This is a genomic window from Pseudarthrobacter sp. P1 (assembly GCF_050156935.1).
GTDB lineage: Bacteria > Actinomycetota > Actinomycetes > Actinomycetales > Micrococcaceae > Specibacter.
Genome location: NZ_CP189585.1, coordinates 137,042 through 156,980, shown reverse-complemented (window position 1 = coordinate 156,980; position 19,939 = coordinate 137,042). Strand labels below are relative to the sequence as shown.

Here is a 19,939-nt window from a genome sequence, read left to right as displayed (position 1 = left end):
GGCCAGGAGCATCAAGCCGTGGCCGCCGACATTGATGTCCTACAGATGGGCCACCGGCCGGCTTGGCCGACGTTTACTGATGGAGGCAGCGATGGCAACGAGAACCTGTCCATCCCGGGTATGCGTGGCCTGAAGGCGCTGCGGGGAATAGGTGCGGATCGTCGCGTCCTGACCCTCAGCGGGGGAACACCGCCACCGGCACGCCGATGGGGGGGCTTGTGGGGCGGGTCGTGAGCCCGTGGAAGAGGGTGCCGTCATCGCGGCCGTCGAGGGAGCCGGTTGACAGGCGAGCACCTGCGGCCGGGTTGGCCACAGCGTTCACTGGCGCCTTTGCCGCTGCTGTCGTGGCTGACGGAACGGACACGCCCTAGGGCGTGTCTCCCAATGCGGCGCTCCAGATGACGACGGCGTGCAGGACGGCCGCTGAGCGGTAGGTGAGGGCCAGTTTGTCGTAGCGGGTGGCCAGGGACCGCCATTGCTTGAGGGTGTTGAAGCTGCGCTCGACCACATTGCGCCGTTTGTAGGCGTCCCTGTCGTATCTGACGGGGCGTCCCCCGGCGGAGCCCTTGCGTTTCCGGTTGGCCTTCTGGTCGTCCTTTTCCGGGATAACGCACTCGATGCCCCGCCCGCGCAGGTACGCCCGGATTGCTTTGGAGGAATAGGCCTTGTCGGCCATGGCCCGGTCCGGGCGGGTGCGGGCCCGGCCGGGACCGGGCCTTTCTACCTTCAGGGCCTCCATGAGGTTCTCAAACATCGGCGAGTCCCCGCCCTGGCCCGGCCCCAGCAGCAGGACCAGGGGACGCATGTTGCCATCCACCAGGGCGTGGATCTTGGTGGTCAGCCCGCCGCGGGACCGGCCGATGGCATGGTCCTCAGGCTCGTCGAGCAGATTCCTGTAATTCGACAGGTCCCCCTGTGTGGCGGGGCAGGTTCGTGCCGTGCTGGTGGGCACGGTTGACCGTGGAGTCGATCGAGACCTCCCAGTTGATCAGCCCGGCCGTGTCCGCGCGGGTCAGCAACGCCGCCAGGACCTTGTCCCAGGTCCCGTTGGCGGCGTTGCGGCGGTGGTGCTTCCACACGGTCTTCCACGACCCGAAATAGGCAGGGAGATCACGCCATGGGATCCCTGCCCGGTAGCGGTAGATGATGCCCTCGGTCATCAGCCGGTGGTCGTTGAAGGGTCGGCCCGGTTTCCCCGACGAATCGGGCATCAACGGGGCAATGGACTCCCACTGGGCATCGGACAACACGGAATAGCGAGAAGGCACCCATCAATCATGCCAAACCGCAAAACCACTGATTAGGAGACACACCCTAGTACTACAGGTGCGTTTGCGGGGTGTGGCCGCGGGGCTTGTAATGCCAATGTCGGGCGCGGTGTTGGTGTTTCCGTCGCCAGGTTGAGTGGTCCAGGACGTGGTGAGGGCTGGTGGTGCGGTGCCAGGCGAGCCGGACGAGCAGCTGCCTGATTTCGGGCAGCGAGAGCCGGATCAGTTCCCCGTTTCCGGCGGCAGCGCCCCCTTTTGTGGAGCGGATCACGGTCGGGAAGGCCTGGGCGACCATGGAGAGGGTGATGTGCCGGTACCAGCCGGTGCATTGGCGGACCTGGTAGTGGTCCAGTCCGGTTTCGCCCTTGGAGGTCCGGAAGGTTTCCTCGATCGCCCAGCGGGTGCCGGCGATCCGGGCCAGTTCGGCCAGCGAGACCCGTTTGGGGCCATGGCAGATGTAGCAGGACAGGCCGGTGGGGTCCTTCAGGGACCGGCGGGCCAGCAGCCAGTGTTCCCCTGTTTCGGCGGGGCCGTTGATGCGGGTCCGTGCCCAGGAATAGCGGCGGTCGCCATTGCTCGCCGGCCCCGGCCGTCCGGGTCCGCCAGGCAGTGCCGCGCAGGGACGCGATGAGCTGATCGGCGCGCCATTGCTCGCCGGCCCCGGCGGTGGGGGCGATGACGTTTTGGTTCATGGGCACAGCCAGCACATGGTGCAGGCCCTTGGCCTCCAGCCGGCGGCGCAACCCCGTGTGCTGCCCGTAGACCGCGTCGCCGGTGGCCCAGCGGGCCGGTATCCCGGCCGCGAGGGCCCGGTCAATCATGTCCGCGGCCAGCACCGGCTTCGTGGCGAATTCCCTGGTCTTGGGGATCCCCGCCCGGGTGCACCGTTCCCGGTCGTCGGTCCAGGCCTTGGGCGGGTGGAGTTCCCGGTCCAGCAGGCTCCGCCCCGCCGGGGTGGAGTACGTCAGGAACACCCCGATCTGGCAGTTTTCGACCCGACCCGGCGGTGCCCGAAGACTGGCGTGCGACCCCGGCGGACGCGGCGCCCTTCTTGAGGAATCCGGTCTCGTCGATGGCCAGGATCCCGTCGGGATCGCCCAGGTGGCGGTTGACGTAGCCGAACAGGGCATCGCGCACCGCATCCCGGTCCCAGCCGGTGGTGGAGAGCAGGCGCTGCATGCCATCCGGGGTGCCGTGCCCGGCACGTTCGGACAGGGTCCAGGAATTCTTGCGTTCCTCCTCCGAAAGCAGCCCCCGCACATACCCAACAGCAGTCCGGCGGGGTTCGGAACGGACAAACCGCGGCCCCATAAGATCGCCGGTTTCCTCCAGACCTTCGGCCCGCTCTTCCACGTCCGCCACACAAATATCATCACCCACCACCAACGATTGACAGGCCCCAAGCGGAAAGTCCGTTTAAACCGCCGATGCAGCCCAAATCAAACGCGACTGTCGTACTAGGTCCAGGCGCGGAGGCCCCGATGGGACAATCTGGCTGGGCACAGTGGATGGGAGCCCCTGTCCGCGCCGACTTCATCTTCCGGAACTTTGCGAATTGTTTATATGGGGCGGGCAGCTCAGCCGAACAGGACGGCGGCCTCGTCGTAGCGGTGCTGCGGGACGGTCTTGAGGTTGCCCAGCGCCTCCGCAAAGGGCACATGCTCGATCTCGGTGCCGTTGAGCGACACCATGGTGCCCCAGCGGGATTCCACCACCGAATCCACGGCGGCCATGCCCAGGCGGGTGGCCAGCACGCGGTCGAAGGCGCTCGGCACGCCGCCGCGCTGGATGTGGCCCAGCACCGTGGCCCGGGTCTCGATGCCCGTCATTTCCTCGATCAGCGGGGCCAGCTGCTCGCCGATGCCGCCCAGGCGCGGGCGGCCGAAGGCATCCAGGCCGCGTTCGGAGTGGGCCGAATCCTGGTGGTCCGGCACGAAGCCCTCGGCGACGACCACCAGGGGCGCGCGGCCGCGCTCATGCGCCTCGTTGACCCAGGTGGCGATCTGTTCCAGGGACGTCTTCTGCTCCGGGATGAGGATGGCGTGGGCGCCGGTGGCCATGCCGGAGTGCAGGGCAATCCAGCCCACGTGGCGGCCCATGACCTCCGCGATCATGCAACGGTGGTGGGATTCGCCGGTGGTCCGCAGCCGGTCGATGGCCTCGGTGGCGATCTGGACGGCGGTGTCGAAGCCGAAGGTGTAGTCGGTGGCGTCCAGGTCGTTGTCCACCGTCTTGGGCACGCCCACGATCTTCAGGCCGGCGTCGGTGAGGCGCTGGGCGGCGGCCAGGGTGCCCTCGCCGCCGATGGCGATGATGGCGTCGATGCCGAGGCGGTCCATGTGCGCCTTGATGACCCCGGGGCCGCCGTTGCCCTCGAACGGGTTGGTGCGCGAGGTGCCCAGGATGGTGCCGCCCTGCTTGGAAATGCCGCGGACGCTCTGGCGGGGCAGGTCCATGATGTCGCCCTCCACCACGCCGCGCCAGCCGTCGCGGAAGCCCACAAACTCCTGCCCGTGGACCTTGATGCCCTTGAGCACGGCTCCGCGGATCACGGCATTGAGTCCGGGGCAGTCGCCGCCGCTGGTGAGAATTCCAATTTTCATGTTTCGGCTCAAATCGTCGGAGAAGGTGCGTGGGGAGAGTGCCTCGCCGAACCCACTTAGATGGGTGGTGGGTTCGGCGAGGGGTGGGACACAAAGCCATGACAAGATTCCGGCCGGGGAGACCACCGCCCTGGTCCTCTCGTCAAAGTCCACTTCTTAATGCGGCCCAGCCGCCCGTACGACGTCCATCGCGCCAAACGCAGCGGCCCGTTCCAAGGCCCCTTCGACAACGTCCACAAGTCCGGGCACCGTAGTACAGCTGGTCTGCAGTCAAGGTGGACACCGCAGGATACATGCTCCGCATGCGTGGCCGACATAGCCAAATCGGATGATCCATGTGACCCTGCCGTCCTGGACTCCACCGTCGTGAACCGGACACTGAGCGACCGGTTCTGTGCCACGGACTTTGGGAGAAATTCCCGAGCCGGATGTCAGGCGCAACCCCTTACACAAGGTCCCACTGTTTGGTGCCGTGAAAAATGGCCACTTGCCGGGTTGAGGTGGCCAACTCTTGTGGGCCCAGACACCATCCGCGGCGTTTGAAGCCGGCTCCTTCAGGCGCCAGTGGCCCTCGAATCTTCGGCATACCTCATGTTGATTTGATAGCCGTTCGAACCAGATACCCCACTGCAGGAGGGCCGCCCGTGCCAGGCAAGCCTACTCATGCTCACAACCTGTCAGGCCCGGGGTTCACCCCGGGCCTGACCCGGTGGAGGTCTTCCGTGGTTAGGCGGCGAAGATCACGAAGAACTTTCTGATCCGTTCCTGGATCTCCCAGGTTCCCTGCCACCCAATTGGGAAGAAGCCGGCAGTTCCAGCCTCCAGGGTGACCGGTTTACCGCCATCCTCAGTGACCACCATGCGGCCCTCAAGGACGTGAATCACCTCACCGCGCTCCAAAAACTCCCACCGGGATAGTCCGGGTTCGGCCTCCCAGACTCCAGAGAGGATGCGGGAATCGTCACTGGTGAAGGGTATGGAAATTCGCGTTGGAATCTCGTCGCCCAGCACTTCGGCCAAGGGAGGGCCGAGCAGGGATTCGTCTAGTTTCCCCTCGAAGAGCTCGGTGGGCTGGAAGGTTTTGCTCATTGGATGTACCTTTCTGCTGCTGCTCGCCGGTATAGTCTCCGGCGGGCTGGTGGTGATGGCCGCGGCTCGACTAAGCAGCGGTTGAACTTATCCCAGGGAGGCAAGCACCGACATGGCCTCTTCAACGACATTCGTAGCCGGGAAAGACGGTCGCTTCACGCTGGCCATCTCTTCCATGACACGGACCACCTGGCAGCTGTAGCCGAACTCGTTGTCGTACCAGACGTAAAGGACCAGGTGATTGTCGTTGGAAATGGTGGCGAGGCCGTCAACGATGCCAGTTCGGCGGGAACCGACGAAGTCGGTGGAGACCACCTCGGGTGAGTCGACGAAATCGATCTGCTTGCGCAGGTTCGAGTGCAGTGACATTTCGCGGAGGAAGTTGTTGACCTCATCCCTGGTGGTGCCGCTTTGGAGGCTGAGGTTCAGTATCGCCAGGGAAACGTCCGGGGTAGGAACGCGGATGGAGCTGCCGCTGAGCTTGCCTAGCAATTCGGGCAGCGCCTTGGCCACTGCCTTCGCGGCCCCGGTTTCGGTGATGACCATGTTCAGTGCTGCGGAGCGACCGCGCCGGTCGCCCTGGTGGAAGTTGTCGGTCAGGTTCTGGTCATTGGTGAAGGAATGGACGGTCTCCACGTGGCCGTGAACCAGGCCGAACCTGTCATTGACGGCTTTCAGGACCGGTGTGATGGCGTTCGTGGTGCAGGACGCTGCGGAAATGATCCGGTCCGCGTTGGTGATGTCGCTGTGGTTGATGCCATGCACAATGTTCTTCAGCCCGCCCTTGCCCGGAGCGGTCAGCAGCACCCGGGCCACGCCCTTGCTCAGCAGGTGCTGGGACAGGCCCTCCTCGTCACGCCACCGGCCCGTGTTGTCCACCACGAGGGCGTCCTTGATGCCGTAGGCCGTGTAGTCGATGGTGGCGGGGTTGTCCGAGTAGATGACCTGAATCTGGACGCCGTTGGCTGTGATGGTGTTGGTTTGGTGGTCCACCTTGATCGTGCCTTCGAAGGCACCGTGCACCGAGTCGCGGCGCAGGAGGCTGGCACGCTTGGTAAGGTCGTTCTCAGAACCGCGCCGGACCACGATGCCTCGCAGTCGCAGGTCGTGCCCGCCGCCTGTCTTTTCGATCAGGAGGCGTGCCAGGAGACGGCCGATCCTGCCGAATCCGTAGAGCACCACGTCGGTGCTGGTGCGGCTATCGCCGTCGCGCTTGCCCACGAGCTCGGCGAGTTCCGTGCGGAGGAATTCCTCCAAGGTGGCATCGCTGTCCCTTTCCTTGAATTTTTGGTTCAGGACGGCGATGTCGATCGAGGCCGGACCGAGCTGCAGCCGCGCCAATGTGTTCAGCAGCGGGGCAGTCTCCTCCAGGAGCAGCTCGTCCATGCTGATCCGGCGCGCGAAACGGTGCGCCTTCAGGATGCCCATGGTGGACTTGCTGATCAGGCTGCGTCCGTGGATGGAGGTGACCACGTTGTTTTCGCGGAACAGCCGGCCGATCACCGGAATCATGGCCTCAGCGAGGGCCTCGCGGCCCATCCATGTAGCAAGACAAGAATCTGAGGTTTGTAGCATCGGGCTGCCTTTCCAAAGTGAGGTGAGCATGGCATCAATCCTCCTGTCCCTTTTGGATAGGGGGAACGCTAATTCAGGATGGTTTTGACTACCCATTTGAATAGGCCACTGCGTGGGTTGTCCCGAACGCGGGCCCTGATGAATGAGCCCACATCGTTCATTCCCCGGCGACGGTGGCCGAGCCCGGGCGGCCGTGGGCGTTCCCTAGGTCCATTGCCCGGACCGCGGACGTGCCGCTCTCTGCGTACCGGAGTTGCTTCGGGAGGCAGTCCTGCCCTTTGCTGGCGGAAACACACTGGTGATCTTCACGGCTGAGTGCAGGCGGCCGCAGAAGAGTGCCGGCGATGAAGATGTCATCGCTATGGTGTCCATCGGTGAACTGCAGCAACTGTGGGCACCTGTGACGAGGACGCTGAGGTTAGGAGAAGCCCACACATTGCCCGCAGGAACCGGCAGAACCTGGCGCTCACATTTACGGTCAGCAATGCACTGCTGGTCATCGCCTGCGTGGACAGGCCCGGGCGCCTGTGTCCGGCGGTGTGAAGCTGCGTACGGAAATCCTCATGGACATCCAGGAGTAGGCAGGCCAGAACACCGGCAACGATAAACCGTTTGACTGCGTTCCACGGTGGACCCGGTTCTTCCAATTAGGATATCGCTGACGCGGTGTCCTAGGGTGTCACCAAGATGAACGTCGGCATAGACGCTCCGCCGGCACACCAAAGCGTCAAGACATGGCGCCAGGGGTTGGCCCGTCTCCTGCTGACTCCGACGAGGGCACGGTCTCCATGGAAAAACGCAAACCGGCCAGCAAGACCAGCGAGGGCGAGATATCGATGACCAGACGGCTAATTGATGGCTTTGATGGGGTGCTCGCTGACCTTGACGGTGTCGTGTATACCGGATCGAGGGCGATCGACGGTGCCACCGACGCTCTCGATAGGCTCGAGGGCGAGGGCAAGAGCCTGGCATACGTAACCAACAACGCGTCGCGCTCTTGCGAGGAGGTTGCCACCCATCTCCGGGAACTAGGAGCACCTGCCACCGCCGGGCAGGTGTTCGGATCCGCGCTGGCCGGTGCAGAGCTGCTGGCTGGCGAGGTAGCCGCAGGCGCGGCTGTGCTCGTCGTCGGCAGTCAGATCCTCGCGGACGCCGTCAGGGCACAAGGACTGGTCGTTGTGCCCACCTCGGATAGTCGGCCAGACGCTGTCATTCAAGGATTTTCCCCTGCCCTCGGCTGGAAGGATCTGGCAGAGGCCGCCTTCGCGATCACAGCGGGTGCCACCTGGGTAGCGACGAACATGGACATGACCCTTCCACAGGAGCGGGGGTTCGCTCCCGGCAACGGATCACTGGTGGCCGCGGTTGCCTCTGCCACCGGCAAGTCGCCCCTGGTGGCAGGAAAACCAGAACCAGCACTCTTCGAGACGGCGGCACGCCACTCCGGCGTAGAGCGCGCCCTCGTCGTCGGCGACCGACTGGACACCGACATCCTGGGTGGAAATCGCGCGGGCATGGCTACGGTCCTCGTCCTCACGGGTGTGGACTCCGTTCAAACGGCCCTGGCTGCCCGCTTGGACGAGCGTCCGAACTACTTGATCCGTTCCCTGGGCGAACTTTACGAGGAATACCCGGAGATCACGGCCAACGACGGAGCTTACTCCTGTGGCGCCGCCGTGGCCCGGGTATCGGGATCGACGGTGAGCATCAGTGGCCGTGAAGACGACCTTAACAGCTGGCGCGCTGCCTGTGCTGCCTGGTGGGCAGCCCACCCGGACATGGCCTCGGACGCTGCACCGGAGATCGTGTTCGCGACGGCTGGATAGGGACCGGCAGGTCATCCTTCGGCAGGAAGGAACCGCCGGGATGGTAGTCGGCTTGTGCGACAGTGCGCGTTGGTGACCATGACGCCGGAGGGTTTCGAAACCTGGCACAAAGAGCACCAGCCGGCCGTGGATGTTCCCGTCATCGCCAACCGCCGCCACCGGATCTTGAGTTGGACCTGCCCCGGGCTTCCAAGAAGGATCGGTCCGATACGAGGGGCCCTGTCCCCAGAACGAGGTCGAAATTCCCAAGGTGGCGAGCCGACGCCAACGCAGCGGCAGCACCTCAGCTGCCTGATGCCCCATGGATGTCCGTCATGGCCGTGTGATCGTCAGATCCGCGGAGAGTTCTTGCCCGGGATCATCCAGGGTTCGGCAAGACTGTAGATCCTGAGGCCACGGGCCAAGACAAGGGGGGCCAAAATGGCCGTCCTGGCGGGGGCAGAACGGGTTGACAGAGTCAACTCATTTCCCAGCGCAGGCTTCACCGGTGACCACCCCGGTTTGGCGTTACGACCACGCCACTGGATCCTGACTGACGATCGGTTCACGGTGTCCGGGACGGCTGGAGACTCGTTCCGGTTTCTCAATCAGAACAGAAACGGGGCTAGTCGCGACGTTAGTTCTCGGGCCCCTTCCGCATGTTCACAGATAGTGCCGAACCGTTCTGAGGGGCCGGAGAGGCAGAGGGCTGCACCGACAGACCCATTGGGCAGTCTCACTGGAAGCGCCAGTCTGGCGGAGCCTTCTTCCAATTCGTTGATTTCCGTGGCCTCGCCTTTAAACCGTATTTCCGCGAGTACCTCTTCCAGCCGCCGCTTGTCTGTGATCGTGTGCTGGGTCAGCTTCATCAACGGCCCCTTCGGGAGAGGGGAGGCCGAATTGCCAAGTTCAGCGAGCATCAGTTTCCCTGCGGCGGAGGCGTGTGGATACCGGAGCATTTCGAATGCTGAGTGGAGCGGGTAATCCGGATCCTCATCGGCGATTCTGAGAGAGGCGTTCCGGAACATGATGAGGTGCACTGCGAAACGGTTTCCACTCCGGAACTCTTCTATTACGGTGTGGGCTGCGGTGGGAACGGTTGGCGGGGTCGCAGCCATAATCAGGCCTGAAATCGCGTGTCCGAGTGCGAATCCGCGGAGGTCGGATGTGCGGGCCAGATATTCGTCCCCGACGAGCGCATTCAGCACCCGGTAGGCGGTCGCCGGGGGCATCTGCAGGGCGTCGGCGACCTCTTTCGCCGTTGTCCCGGTGCCTAACCGGGCCACGACTTCCAAGATCCTGAGCGGGTTTGATGCTGTGCTGGGCCCCCGGTTTCCGGACCTGTAGTTCATGGGATGGGCCCGCCATGAAACAGGTCCAATTCCCGCGTCTCGTCGTAGATGCCCACGGATGCCAGACGCTCAGGTACCCGGAGGCGAAGGAATAGGGCGTAAAGGACGCTGGCGAGGAGGACCCCGCCGTAGATGAAGGTCTGCAGGCTGCCAGTGTGAATCGATACCGTCGCAGCCATCCAGAGCACGGCCCCGAGGGCCAGGGAGGTTGCCGATCCCAGTATCCAGCTGGCGTAAGTGTCTTCCCCTATCCGGCGCAGGAAGAAGGGCAGGGACGCGCTGGTAAGGACATAGGCCCCAAGGTATCCGTAGGCGCCCAGCGTGAAGAGGTTCACGAGGCCCTGCTCGGGACTGGCACCGGAGATGATAATCGCGATGGGGACTATGGCCACTACCGGCATGACGACCATGATTGCCAGCGAGGGAGTTCGAAAGGCGCGATGGGTCCTGCCGACTATTCGCGGCGCAACGCCTTCTCTGCCCATACAGAAAAATATCCGGGCGAGGGCGTTGACAGATGCGATCGCGCACGCAAACCACGATGCTGCGATTCCCAGGTCAAGGACTGCGGCGATCACGGGGGAAGTTTGGGAAACCAGGTCAGACAACGGAGTGGAGCTGGTTGCAATGTTTAACGGTGCCTCATTGAGCACTACGCCCTGGGTGGTCGCGGCAAGAAGATAGAGCACGCCCGTCACGATGGGGGTCCACATGATGGCCCGAGGGACGCTGACGAAGGGTTTGTACGCCTCGCCTCCCAGCGTGGTCGGGCTTTCGAAGCCCACAAAGGCACTTACGGCCACGACGATGCCGATCCACAACGAATCAAAATTTCCGTTCCAGGCAAACACGCTCCCAAGACTCACCTTCGGCGCGTTGAAGGTGAAGTAGACAATCATGAGGACGACGAGGACTCCAATGGCAATGGTTTCCATCAACAACGTGAACCACGCGGATACCCGGATCCCCCTGACCATGAGAAAACAGGCGGCACCCGCGGCGGCAAGAACGACCAGAACCGTGAAAACCTTGGGATCCGCCAGGGGGACCCCAAGATTGATCAACAGCTGAACAACATAGGTGCCAACTGCCAACAGACTGGCCATGGCCACGAGGCCGTAACCGAACATGGCCGACCAGCCGACGGTGATTGCCGTCCGTTGGCCAAGTCCCTTGGCTGTGTAGCTGTAGAGGCCGCTGACGGCAGCCATCCGCTTCGCCATCGGTCGCAGACAGAAGGAAACCATGACCATGACCGCCATGGCTACGCCGAATGTCAGCACAAGGGTCAGTCCAGTGGATCCAAAGACAAGAGCCGGAATGACGGCCATGGCACCGGCAGGCGCCACTGCGGCCACTGCCTGCGCGAAGACCGGCAAGAAGGAAAGTTTCCGGCGGCTCAGGCCCTCCACCGGAGAGCGGGAAGTGATGAAGCGATCACCGCGGGCAGACACTGGGAACCAACTTTCCCTCAGACGGGCAGGCTCGCCTTGCTTATGAGGGACGCAAGTCATCGACCCGAAGTGCCAAACATTAGCATTCCCGGGCCGGCAACGACATCCGCGAACATGTTTCCGAATGTTTCCAACATGTTAACTCCAATGGGAAAATACGGCGTCGAATTTCTCACGGAAATTTTCATAAAATACTCGCCTAAATGAATTCCTTGACGTAATTTGGCTACATGAAAGGAATGCATGTGATCGACATCACGTTGGTAGGACTCCGAGAGGAGCCCTTGCTGACCCTCTAGAAATAGAGGATGCCGGGGTTGCGGACGATCCCTCTTAGACCCACACCCGGGGTTGCTGAGGTGATTTCCAGCGCAGTCTCATATGCACCAAAGTTGAGCAGTTCTGACAAAGATGAACAGTTCTGACAATCTAAGGACCCTTTGTTTCTAGTGGTCCCGTAACGGCAACACCGCCTACCGGACCGGGCACGAGATCCAGGCCGGGCGTGTATGGGTCAGCACCTGCCATGCCTACCCCGCGGGGGCCGCGTTTGGCGGCTATAAGTCCTCCGGCACCGGACGTGAGAACCACGCCATGGTGCCGGACCACTACCAGCAGACCAAGAACCTGCTGGTCTGCTACAGCGGGAACACGATCGGCTTCTTCACGGCCGGTTTCCGGAACACTTCGGCTGCCAGGCCATAGTCACCCTCATTCTGAACAAGAACCAAGGAGAGAACCATGACGATCAATACTGAAACCCAGACCGTGGTAGGGACAGCACACCCCCTGGATCCGCTGTCCCGCGCCGAGATCTCCCGAGCGGCCGCCATCCTTAAGGACGGCCCAGCCGCGGCGGAGTCCTTCCGCTTCATCAGCGTTGAGCTGCGCGAGCCCGAAAAGGAGTTGCTGCGCACCGGTGCCGCGACGGCGCGTGAAGCAGACGCCGTGCTGGTCAACCGTGCCGAGGGACGCGCCTATGAGGCGGTCGTCGATCTTGATTCGGGCATCGTTTCGAAGTGGACGCAACTGGCTGCCAACGTCCACCCTCCCTTTATGCTCGACGAGTTTGCCGAGGGTGAAGCGACCTGCCGGCAGAACCCCGAGGTCCAGGCGGCCCTGGCCAAGCGGGGCATCACGGATATGGACCTGGTCTGTTTCGAACCGTGGTCCGTGGGCTACTTCGGTGAAGACAACGAGGGCCGGCGCCTGATGCGCGCCCTGGTCTTTGTCCGTGATGAGGCCGACGACAGCCCGTACGCGCACCCGATCGAGAACTTCATCGTCATCGTGGACCTGAACTCCGGAGAGGTCGTCAAGGTCGAGGACGACCAGGCGATCCCGGTTCCCAGCGCCAGCGGCAACTACCTGCCCAAGTACGTCGGAGAGGCCCGGACCGATCTGAAGCCCATCTCCATCACCCAGCCCGAAGGGGCGTCCTTCACGGTCACCGGTAACCACGTCCAGTGGGCCGACTGGTCCTTCCGTGTCGGCTTCACCCCCCGCGAGGGCCTGGTCCTGCACCAGCTGCGCTTCCGCAACAAGGACACCGAGCGTCCCGTCATCAACCGGGCCTCCCTGTCGGAAATGGTCGTCCCGTACGGAGACACCGCCCCGGTCCAGGCGAAGAAGAACGCCTTCGACTCCGGTGAGTACAACATCGGCAACATGGCCAACTCCTTGACCCTGGGCTGCGACTGCACCGGGGAGATCAAGTACTTCGACGGCATCACCACCGACAGCCACGGCAACCCGATGACCATCGAAAACGCGATCTGCATGCACGAGGAGGACGACAGCATCCTGTGGAAGCACTTCGACTTCCGCGAGGGCACCACCGAGACCCGCCGCAGCCGCAAGCTCGTGATCTCCTTCATCGCCACCGTCGCGAACTACGAGTACGCCTTCTACTGGCACCTCTTCCTTGACGGCAGCATCGAGTTCCTGGTCAAGGCCACCGGCATCCTCTCCACCGCCGGTCAGAAGCCCGGTGAGAAGAGCCCGTACGGACAGACCCTGAACAACGACGGCCTCTACGCCCCGATCCACCAGCACATGTTCAACGTCCGCATGGACTTTGAAATCGACGGCCCGAAGAACGCCGTCTATGAAGTGGACATGGAAATCCCCCAGGACAACCCGACCCACACCGCCTTCATGGCCGTGGACCGGCTTCTGGAAACCGAACAGGCCGCCATCCGCAAGACGGATTCGGCCAAGCACCGCTTCTGGAAGATCGCCAACCACGACAGCCGCAACATCGTGGACGAACCCGTCGCCTACCGGCTGATCCCCACTGATGGCATCCAGCTGGCCGCCGGAGACGAGTCCTACGTGAGCAAGCGGGCACAGTTCGCCCGCAACAACCTCTGGGTCACCGCCTACGACCGGACCGAACGCTTCGCTGCCGGCGAGTTCCCGAACCAGGCCACCGGCGCCGATGACGGACTGCACATCTGGACCCAGAAGGACCGCAACATCGTCGATCAGGACCTCGTGGTCTGGTACACGTTCGGCATGCACCACGTCGTGCGTCTGGAGGACTGGCCCATCATGCCCCGCCAGAACATCGGCTTCATGCTCGAGCCCCACGGCTTCTTCGACCAGAACCCCACCCTGAACCTGCCCAGCTCCGAGACACGGTCCGAAACGGCCCCCGCCAGCACCGGACAGTGCTGCGCCGGAGACAAACAATGAACCGGCCCAACAGCCTGGGGAACGCAAAAGACACGGCAAGTTCCGCTCCCTCCAAGCATGGCTCCCAACCGGGCAAGCTGAAAGCCAACAGCCTGGGGCTGTGGGATGTTGTTTTCATGGCCGTCGCGACGTCCGCACCGATTACGGTGATGAGCGGAAATGTCCCGTTTTCGGTCGGCTTCGGTGTCGGAACCGGAACCCCGGCAACATACATCTGGGCGACGGTTATCCTGTCGATTTTTGCGGTCGCATATGTCACGATGGCCCGCTATGTGACATCAACGGCCGCCTTCTACGGATTCATTTCCCGGGGCTTGGGACGGGTGGTTGGCCTCGGGACCGGCTACATGGTCACCTTCGGCTACATCGTCTTTGAAGCCAGCATCATCGGTATTTTCTCCTACTTCGCCCATCTGGCTTTCCACGACCAATTGGGGGTGGACATCCATTGGGCTGTTTTCGCCGTGATCGCCCTCGTCCTCATCGGGGCACTGACCTACTTTGAAATCAGCTTCGCAGCGAAAATCCTGACACTGCTCCTGGCCACTGAGATCGGGATTCTGGCGGTCATGGCCTTCGGCGTGCTCTTCCATGGCGGTGGCCCCGACGGGCTGATGCCTGAGACGCTGAACCCGGTTAATGCGTTCGGGCCAAACGGTCTGCAATTCGCCGCACCGGGACTGGCCATGTTCATCGCGTTCTGGTCCTGGACCGGCTTCGAATCGACAGTCATGTATGGGGAGGAATCGAAGAACCCGAAGAAGATCATCCCTATCGCCACGATGATCGCTGTCACCGGCGTCGGTGTCTTCTACACATTTGTCTCCTGGATGTCCGTGGCCGGGAACGGTGCCGCTGGAGCCATTGCCTTGGCGCAAAGCGCCAACCCGCTGGACATGTTCTTCCACCCCACGGACGTCTTTGTCGGCCACGGGTGGGTTCTGGTCATGGAATGGCTGATGATGAGTGGATCCTTCGCCTGCGCCATGGCTTTCCACAACGCCGCATCACGGTACATGTATTCGCTGGGACGCGAAGGAGTCTTGCCCAGCGCACTGGGCAAGACCCATAAGAAGCACGGATCCCCCTACATCGCATCGTTCTTCCAGACAGGTTTTGCAATCCTGTGGGTTCTCGGGTTCTGGTTCTTCAACAAGGACCCATACCTGGATCTCTTTATCGTTCTGGCCGTGCTCGGGACATTCTCGCTCCTGATTGTGCAGACCATCACCATGGCCGCTGTGTTCAACTATTTCCGCAATCACCATCCGGAAGAAAAGGCCTGGCGCACCAAAGTCGCACCCATTCTCGGTGGACTGGGGATGCTGGGTGTTGTCATCCTGATGTGCCTGAACCTGGACACGGCCGCCGGGCCTGCGGCGTCGTCACTGCTGTTCAAGCTCATCCCCTACATCGCCGCTGGTCTCTTCATCTTGGGGGCAGGCCAAGCACTCTACCTGCGGAAGACCAATCCGCTCAAGTATGAAACCATCGGCCACGTCGTTCTTGCTGACGACGGTCACGGCCCGGTCCTGGACGAAGAAGATCCGGAGCCGAGTACCCCGATCGATCTCAAACTCATCAGGGAACTGGAGCTGGAGAATGCCTCGGGTCGGCTCGGGCTGGATGATGAGCTGGAACTGGAGCTGGCGAAGGAGCTAGAGCTGGAGAAGGAACAACCCTAAACAGGCGGTCCCCGGTGCTGTCGACGGCAGCATCGGGGACCGCACGCGTACCTACCCCCAACCCAGTAGTGAGGACGTGATCGGCGTGTTCAACATCCCCGCAATTACCTGGACCCTCACAGCCGTCCTGCTGCTGAGCGGAAGCCACCACGCCCTGCAGGCGGCAAGGTCCCACCACCTCACGGACAAGGTCAACAACAGCCTCCACACCCTCATGAACGTTCTGATGGCCGCCATGCTGTGGAACCTCGCCCCCGCAACCACCCTGGCCCAGATCGCAGTCCTCACCGCCGCGGCACTGTGGTTTGTCATCCAGGCGGTCGCCCGGCCGGAATTCAAAACACTCTGCGCCGGTGGCCAGAGCCGGCTCAAATGCGCCTACCACGGACTCACCATGGCCGGCGCCGCCCTCATGGTCGCAATGATGGCCCACATGACCACCCCCGGCCAGGGCATCGCTCCGGCAGGCGGAACGCCAATGGCACACAACCACCACGCGATGGCCGCCGCAGCCCCCAACACGGCCGCAGCACCATTGGGCGGATCGGCCGGACTGGCGATCCCGCTGACGGTCTTCTTCGGAGCCGCGGCGGTGGTGTTCATGATCCTGCCACTGCGTTCCCGGGCAACGACAACCACCCCCGGCCACACGGCCACACGAAAACTCACCCTCCGGGCAGAACACGGACTCGAAGCCCTCGGCGCCGCCGCCATGGCCGCAATGTTCGCCACCATGGCCACATGAGCCCCAACGGCCCACCGCCGCTGCGAAGGAACCAACGCAGACCCAATAAGGGCGCAACCGGCATCGAGAAGCCGCGACACGGCTAAGCATCGGCTGCCCCTGGAAGCCTGCGGCGGACGAAACCATCCACCCGGCCCGACCAGGTCTCCTCTGACACCGCAGCGGCACTCCCAGGATCTGGGCAGTGGATGCGCCCCCGCCGTCGTCCCCGGACGCCGGATCAACCAGCCCGACGCGGCCAAAGACTGCCAAGCCCCCCGGTTCCCGCCAGCCCCCGGCCCACCCACCAGCCCCGGCCGGCAACGGAGGAAGCCACCCCCCCAGGGACCGGCCGGGGCAACCGTTCGCAACGAAACCCCACGGCCTCAACCAAAACCACCAGCCGGAAACTTCCACAGCCACGGGCCGCAAAAAAGTCACAGAGTCGAAAGACGCAGCCACTTCACCAATGCATCCACTCATCTACGGCCTTGACCTGCCCTTTGGGGGCATCCAAGGGGAAGCGGCAGACCGTCATGGACGCCGACGCCCACAGGTTCAAGCAGCATTCTGGCCCTCCCCAGACCGTCGCTCCACAGCAGGATCGATCACGTGGACACCCCGAGGTGTCGGTCCGTGCAGAGGAACATCCGGCCACCTCTACACACAGCGATCACCACGACGGAGAGCTGATATGTAGGATGCTCCTATCTTTGTCAATTGCTATTTTTGGGGTTGTTCGTTCAGCCAGACGCGGTAGCGGTTGATGAGTTCTTCGTCGCGGGATTTGCCTCGTTCGATGCGTGAAATGGCCGTGGTCCAGACCCCCAGGTCACCGGCGGCCCGGGCCTGGGTGAGGCGCAATGCGAGGCGGCGCGGGCGCAGGTCATTGGTGACTGGTGCTGGGCGTGGGTTGCGCAGGACGCGGTAGATTTCCCGGGCGACGTAGCGTTTGAGGCAGCGCATGATCTCGAGCTTGGCTTTGCCATCCGCGGTGCGTTTGGCCACATAATCCCGAGTGCGCTGGTCCTTGGACATGCGCACCAGCACGATGCGGTGGATCGCGGAGTTCGCTGCCCTGTCGCCGCCGCGGGAGAGCCGGTGGCGGGTCGTCTTGCCCGAGGACGCGGGGATCGGGGCGGTGCCGGTCAGCGCGGCGAACTGGGCCTCGCTGGTCAGGCGTTCGGGGTTGTCGCCGATGGTGACCAGCAGCTGGGAGGCCACGGCAGTGCCGACGCCCTTGATCTCAAGCAGTGCCGGCGCGTGGCCGGCGATGATGCGGGCCAGCTCGGCGTCGGTCTCGTCGATTTCGGCGTTGAGGTAGTGGTAGCGGGCGCCCATGCGTTTGAGTGTCACGGCGGTCGCGACAGCGGGGTTCGCGATATCCCCGGCGGGGCGGGAAATCGCCATGGCCTTGGCCCGCGCTTCGCTGGTCTGGCCGCGGTATTTGGCGCGCACGGCCTCGGGAGCGGCGGTCAGCACACCGCTGATCTGCGTCAGCACGGCGGTGCGTGCCTTCAGGGCGCTGGTCCGCGCGGTGCGCAGCACCCGCAGGGCCTCCACGTACCCGTCGCGGGTTTTCGGAGTCGAGACACCACGATCGGCCAGCACCGATTCGGCGGCCTGGTAGGCATCGAGCGGGTCGGACTTGCCGTGCAGGCGCCGGTGGGCACGGTTGGGCCGGTTGACCTCCTTGACGATGAATCCATCCTTGGCCAGCACGCGGGCCAATTCGGCCCCATAGGATCCGGTGCCCTCGACCCCGACCGCGGTGACCGGGCCGTATTGGGTGATGTATTCGGCGATTTCCCGGTAGCCGGATCCGGCGGCCAAAAACTTCCTGTCGGCGAGGTGTTTACCGTACTCCGTGATCAGGGCGACGTGGTGGGTGTCGGCGTGGGTATCGACACCGGCAATGACTTTCATGTCCTCGTTTGTCATGATGGAACTGGCTCCTCTGACTCTCGCGAAGCGTCGGTGCGGGCTCACGTTCGCCAGGTGGGCAGACAAGACGGTGATGGGACTTCTGGTCGAGCTCCTATTAAGTCATGTCCGCCTGGCCAACGCGTTTGGTGCAGACCATCGGCCGGCGGACGGATCATACGAAGGACAACCACGAAGGGTGTCAGTCAAGAGGCGAGTCACGCCGGCCAACGGCCTAATACCATCATCACCGAGGCAGAGATGAGCGGCTCCCAGCGTTGGTGTTGGGGGCCGCTTCCTTGGGTGCCGTCCGGGTGTGGCGGTCGTGCTGGCGAGTCGTGTGTTCGACTGCAGTGTCAGGCTGATATGCGCGGATTGGGTACCGCATGACGATTGTTCGGCTGGGGCGTATCGCTGTCTAAGATCGAGCATCAACGGTGTGGCCCGTTTGCTCATAGCGCTGTCCCGAGTTGGCCCCAAAGTGCTGCCACGTCACGACCGCCACTTGCCCGGAGGGCACGTTCTTCACGCCGCGTTCATGCGTTCCCCGGTTGCAGGGGTGCGGCCAGGGACCAGCACCAGCCGGCGAGCTCCCTGGCGATCGCGGTGTTGGCTGTGACGGAGCGTTTCTTGCGGGCATCAAACTGCTCCCATTTGCGGTGGAGGCGGTGGTTGCCTTCCAGGGCACGGATCCAGGTGGCCGGGGCAACGAGGTCCAGCTGGCCCAGCAGCCGGGCTCCGGGCCGGGCGTAGGGGCGCCGGTGCTGCCAGGCTGCCTCGATGAGGAGTTTGCGCCCGTATTTGCTGCCGGCCTTGGTGATCGGTCCCTGGTGCCGGGATTGGCCCGAGGACTGCTCGCTGGGCACGAGCCCCAGGTAGGAGCCGATGGTGGCCCCGGTGAACCGGGTCCAGTCGCCGATCTCCACGGCGAGCCCGAACCCGGTCGTGACCTGGATGCCGCGCAGGCACATCAACGCCTCAACCACCGCGGTGTACTGGCAGTCCTTGGCGGTCTGGGCGACGCGTTGGTCAATGCGCTTCAGATGCGCTGCGAGCAGTTCGGCCTGTTCAACGTCGGCCTCGTAGGTGAACTGCAGCACCGGTGAGTCAAAGCGCTGCCGGTGCAGCCACAGCAGGTGCTCCTTCGTCCACTTCGTCTCCTTCGGTACCGGATGCCGTGGCGGAGCAGGATCGCGTTCACGTGCTGGCGGGCATGGGCCAGGTCCTTCGCCGCGGTGGCCCGCAGCCGGGAGAGGTCCCGCAGGTCCTCCTGTTCCCGCGTCGGCACCCGCACCTCGGTGACGGACCCCACGGCGAGCATCTCGGCCAACAGACGGGCATCGCGCTTGTCGGTCTTGACCTTGTCGCCCGGGGCCCGCAGCAGCTTCGAGGACGCCGCGACCACGCAGTCGATGCCGGCCTCGCGCAGGAACCGGGCCAGCACATACCCGGTCGGCCCGGACTCGTACACGGCCTTCACCGGCGGGGCGAAGCGGCGGATCCACTCCAACACCACCGCCGGGTCGGAGTGGATCTGCGCCTGGACCAGCTCGCCGGTATCGGGGGCCAGCGCACATCCCGCGACGGAAACCGCGTGAACATCCAACCCAATAAACGTATGCTCGTACATAGCCGGGACCTCCCAAAATTCACATGTGGCACTACCCATGCAACCCTTGCGAAGGCCGGTAGGCCAAGGGGTTGTTCACTGGCAACCCACGAACGCTGTGAAACAGAAGGCCCCGGCCCTCACCTCATATCGTC

General features: G+C 63.5%; 11 protein-coding genes and 3 pseudogenes. 5 read left to right on the top strand and 9 right to left on the bottom strand.

Going from position 1 to position 19,939, the window contains the following annotated elements; genetic code table 11:
• Nucleotides 1–367 precede the first annotated feature (367 nt).
• The 5 genes and pseudogenes from ACQCSX_RS21585 to ACQCSX_RS21565 all read right to left on the bottom strand — a co-directional run bounded on the left by ACQCSX_RS21585 (nucleotide 368) and on the right by ACQCSX_RS21565 (nucleotide 6,535).
• A protein-coding gene (locus tag ACQCSX_RS21585; RefSeq protein ID WP_427019270.1) for an IS5 family transposase occupies nucleotides 368–1,211 on the bottom strand; the annotation gives its coding sequence in 2 pieces (ribosomal slippage) (nucleotides 368–874 and nucleotides 876–1,211; 843 coding nt in all).
• A 109-nt stretch (nucleotides 1,212–1,320) separates the two neighbouring features.
• Nucleotides 1,321–2,579: pseudogene (locus ACQCSX_RS21580) on the bottom strand (IS701 family transposase).
• A 266-nt stretch (nucleotides 2,580–2,845) separates the two neighbouring features.
• Nucleotides 2,846–3,871, bottom strand: a complete 1,026-nt coding sequence (locus ACQCSX_RS21575; RefSeq protein WP_427019151.1) for a 6-phosphofructokinase — start codon at nucleotides 3,869–3,871, stop codon at nucleotides 2,846–2,848.
• Between the two features lie 726 nt (nucleotides 3,872–4,597).
• Nucleotides 4,598–4,960 carry a cupin domain-containing protein gene (locus ACQCSX_RS21570; RefSeq protein WP_427019150.1) on the bottom strand — a complete coding sequence of 121 codons (363 nt, stop codon included), beginning with the start codon at nucleotides 4,958–4,960 and terminating at the stop codon, nucleotides 4,598–4,600.
• Between the two features lie 87 nt (nucleotides 4,961–5,047).
• Nucleotides 5,048–6,535: a glyceraldehyde-3-phosphate dehydrogenase gene (locus ACQCSX_RS21565; protein ID WP_427019149.1), complete on the bottom strand. Its 1,488-nt coding sequence runs from the start codon at nucleotides 6,533–6,535 to the stop codon at nucleotides 5,048–5,050.
• Nucleotides 6,536–7,371: 836 nt separating this feature from the next.
• On the opposite strand from ACQCSX_RS21565, the gene ACQCSX_RS21560 reads away from it, so the two are divergent.
• Nucleotides 7,372–8,361 carry an HAD-IIA family hydrolase gene (locus ACQCSX_RS21560; RefSeq protein ID WP_427019278.1) on the top strand — a complete coding sequence of 330 codons (990 nt, stop codon included), beginning with the start codon at nucleotides 7,372–7,374 and terminating at the stop codon, nucleotides 8,359–8,361.
• 587 nt (nucleotides 8,362–8,948) lie between these two features.
• Here the strand turns inward: ACQCSX_RS21560 and ACQCSX_RS21555 are convergent.
• Together ACQCSX_RS21555 and ACQCSX_RS21550 are read right to left on the bottom strand one after the other, a co-directional pair.
• Entirely contained in the window at nucleotides 8,949–9,692 is a 744-nt protein-coding gene (locus ACQCSX_RS21555) for an IclR family transcriptional regulator (protein WP_427019148.1), read from the bottom strand.
• Nucleotides 9,689–11,146, bottom strand: coding sequence for an APC family permease (locus ACQCSX_RS21550; RefSeq protein WP_427019147.1), 1,458 nt, complete (start codon nucleotides 11,144–11,146; stop codon nucleotides 9,689–9,691). The genes ACQCSX_RS21555 and ACQCSX_RS21550 overlap by 4 nt, the downstream gene beginning before the upstream one ends.
• A gap of 450 nt (nucleotides 11,147–11,596) precedes the next feature.
• On the opposite strand from ACQCSX_RS21550, the pseudogene ACQCSX_RS21545 reads away from it, so the two are divergent.
• From ACQCSX_RS21545 to ACQCSX_RS21530, 4 genes and pseudogenes are all read left to right on the top strand, one after another.
• Nucleotides 11,597–11,851, top strand: a pseudogene (locus ACQCSX_RS21545) (aldehyde dehydrogenase family protein); the annotation flags it as partial.
• Between the two features lie 36 nt (nucleotides 11,852–11,887).
• On the top strand, nucleotides 11,888–13,843 hold the full coding sequence (locus tag ACQCSX_RS21540; RefSeq protein ID WP_427019146.1) for a primary-amine oxidase: 1,956 nt from the start codon (nucleotides 11,888–11,890) through the stop codon (nucleotides 13,841–13,843).
• Nucleotides 13,840–15,528: an APC family permease gene (locus ACQCSX_RS21535; RefSeq protein ID WP_427019145.1), complete on the top strand. Its 1,689-nt coding sequence runs from the start codon at nucleotides 13,840–13,842 to the stop codon at nucleotides 15,526–15,528. Before ACQCSX_RS21540 ends, ACQCSX_RS21535 begins: the two co-directional genes overlap by 4 nt.
• An 85-nt stretch (nucleotides 15,529–15,613) precedes the next feature.
• Entirely contained in the window at nucleotides 15,614–16,273 is a 660-nt protein-coding gene (locus tag ACQCSX_RS21530) for a DUF5134 domain-containing protein (RefSeq protein ID WP_427019144.1), read from the top strand.
• 702 nt (nucleotides 16,274–16,975) lie between these two features.
• Here ACQCSX_RS21530 and ACQCSX_RS21525 read toward each other — a convergent pair.
• Nucleotides 16,976–18,193, bottom strand: a complete 1,218-nt coding sequence (locus tag ACQCSX_RS21525) for an IS110 family transposase (RefSeq protein WP_427017056.1) — start codon at nucleotides 18,191–18,193, stop codon at nucleotides 16,976–16,978.
• Between the two features lie 518 nt (nucleotides 18,194–18,711).
• Nucleotides 18,712–19,805 (bottom strand): annotated as a pseudogene (locus ACQCSX_RS21520) (IS110 family transposase).
• Between the last annotated feature and the right edge of the window lie 134 nt (nucleotides 19,806–19,939).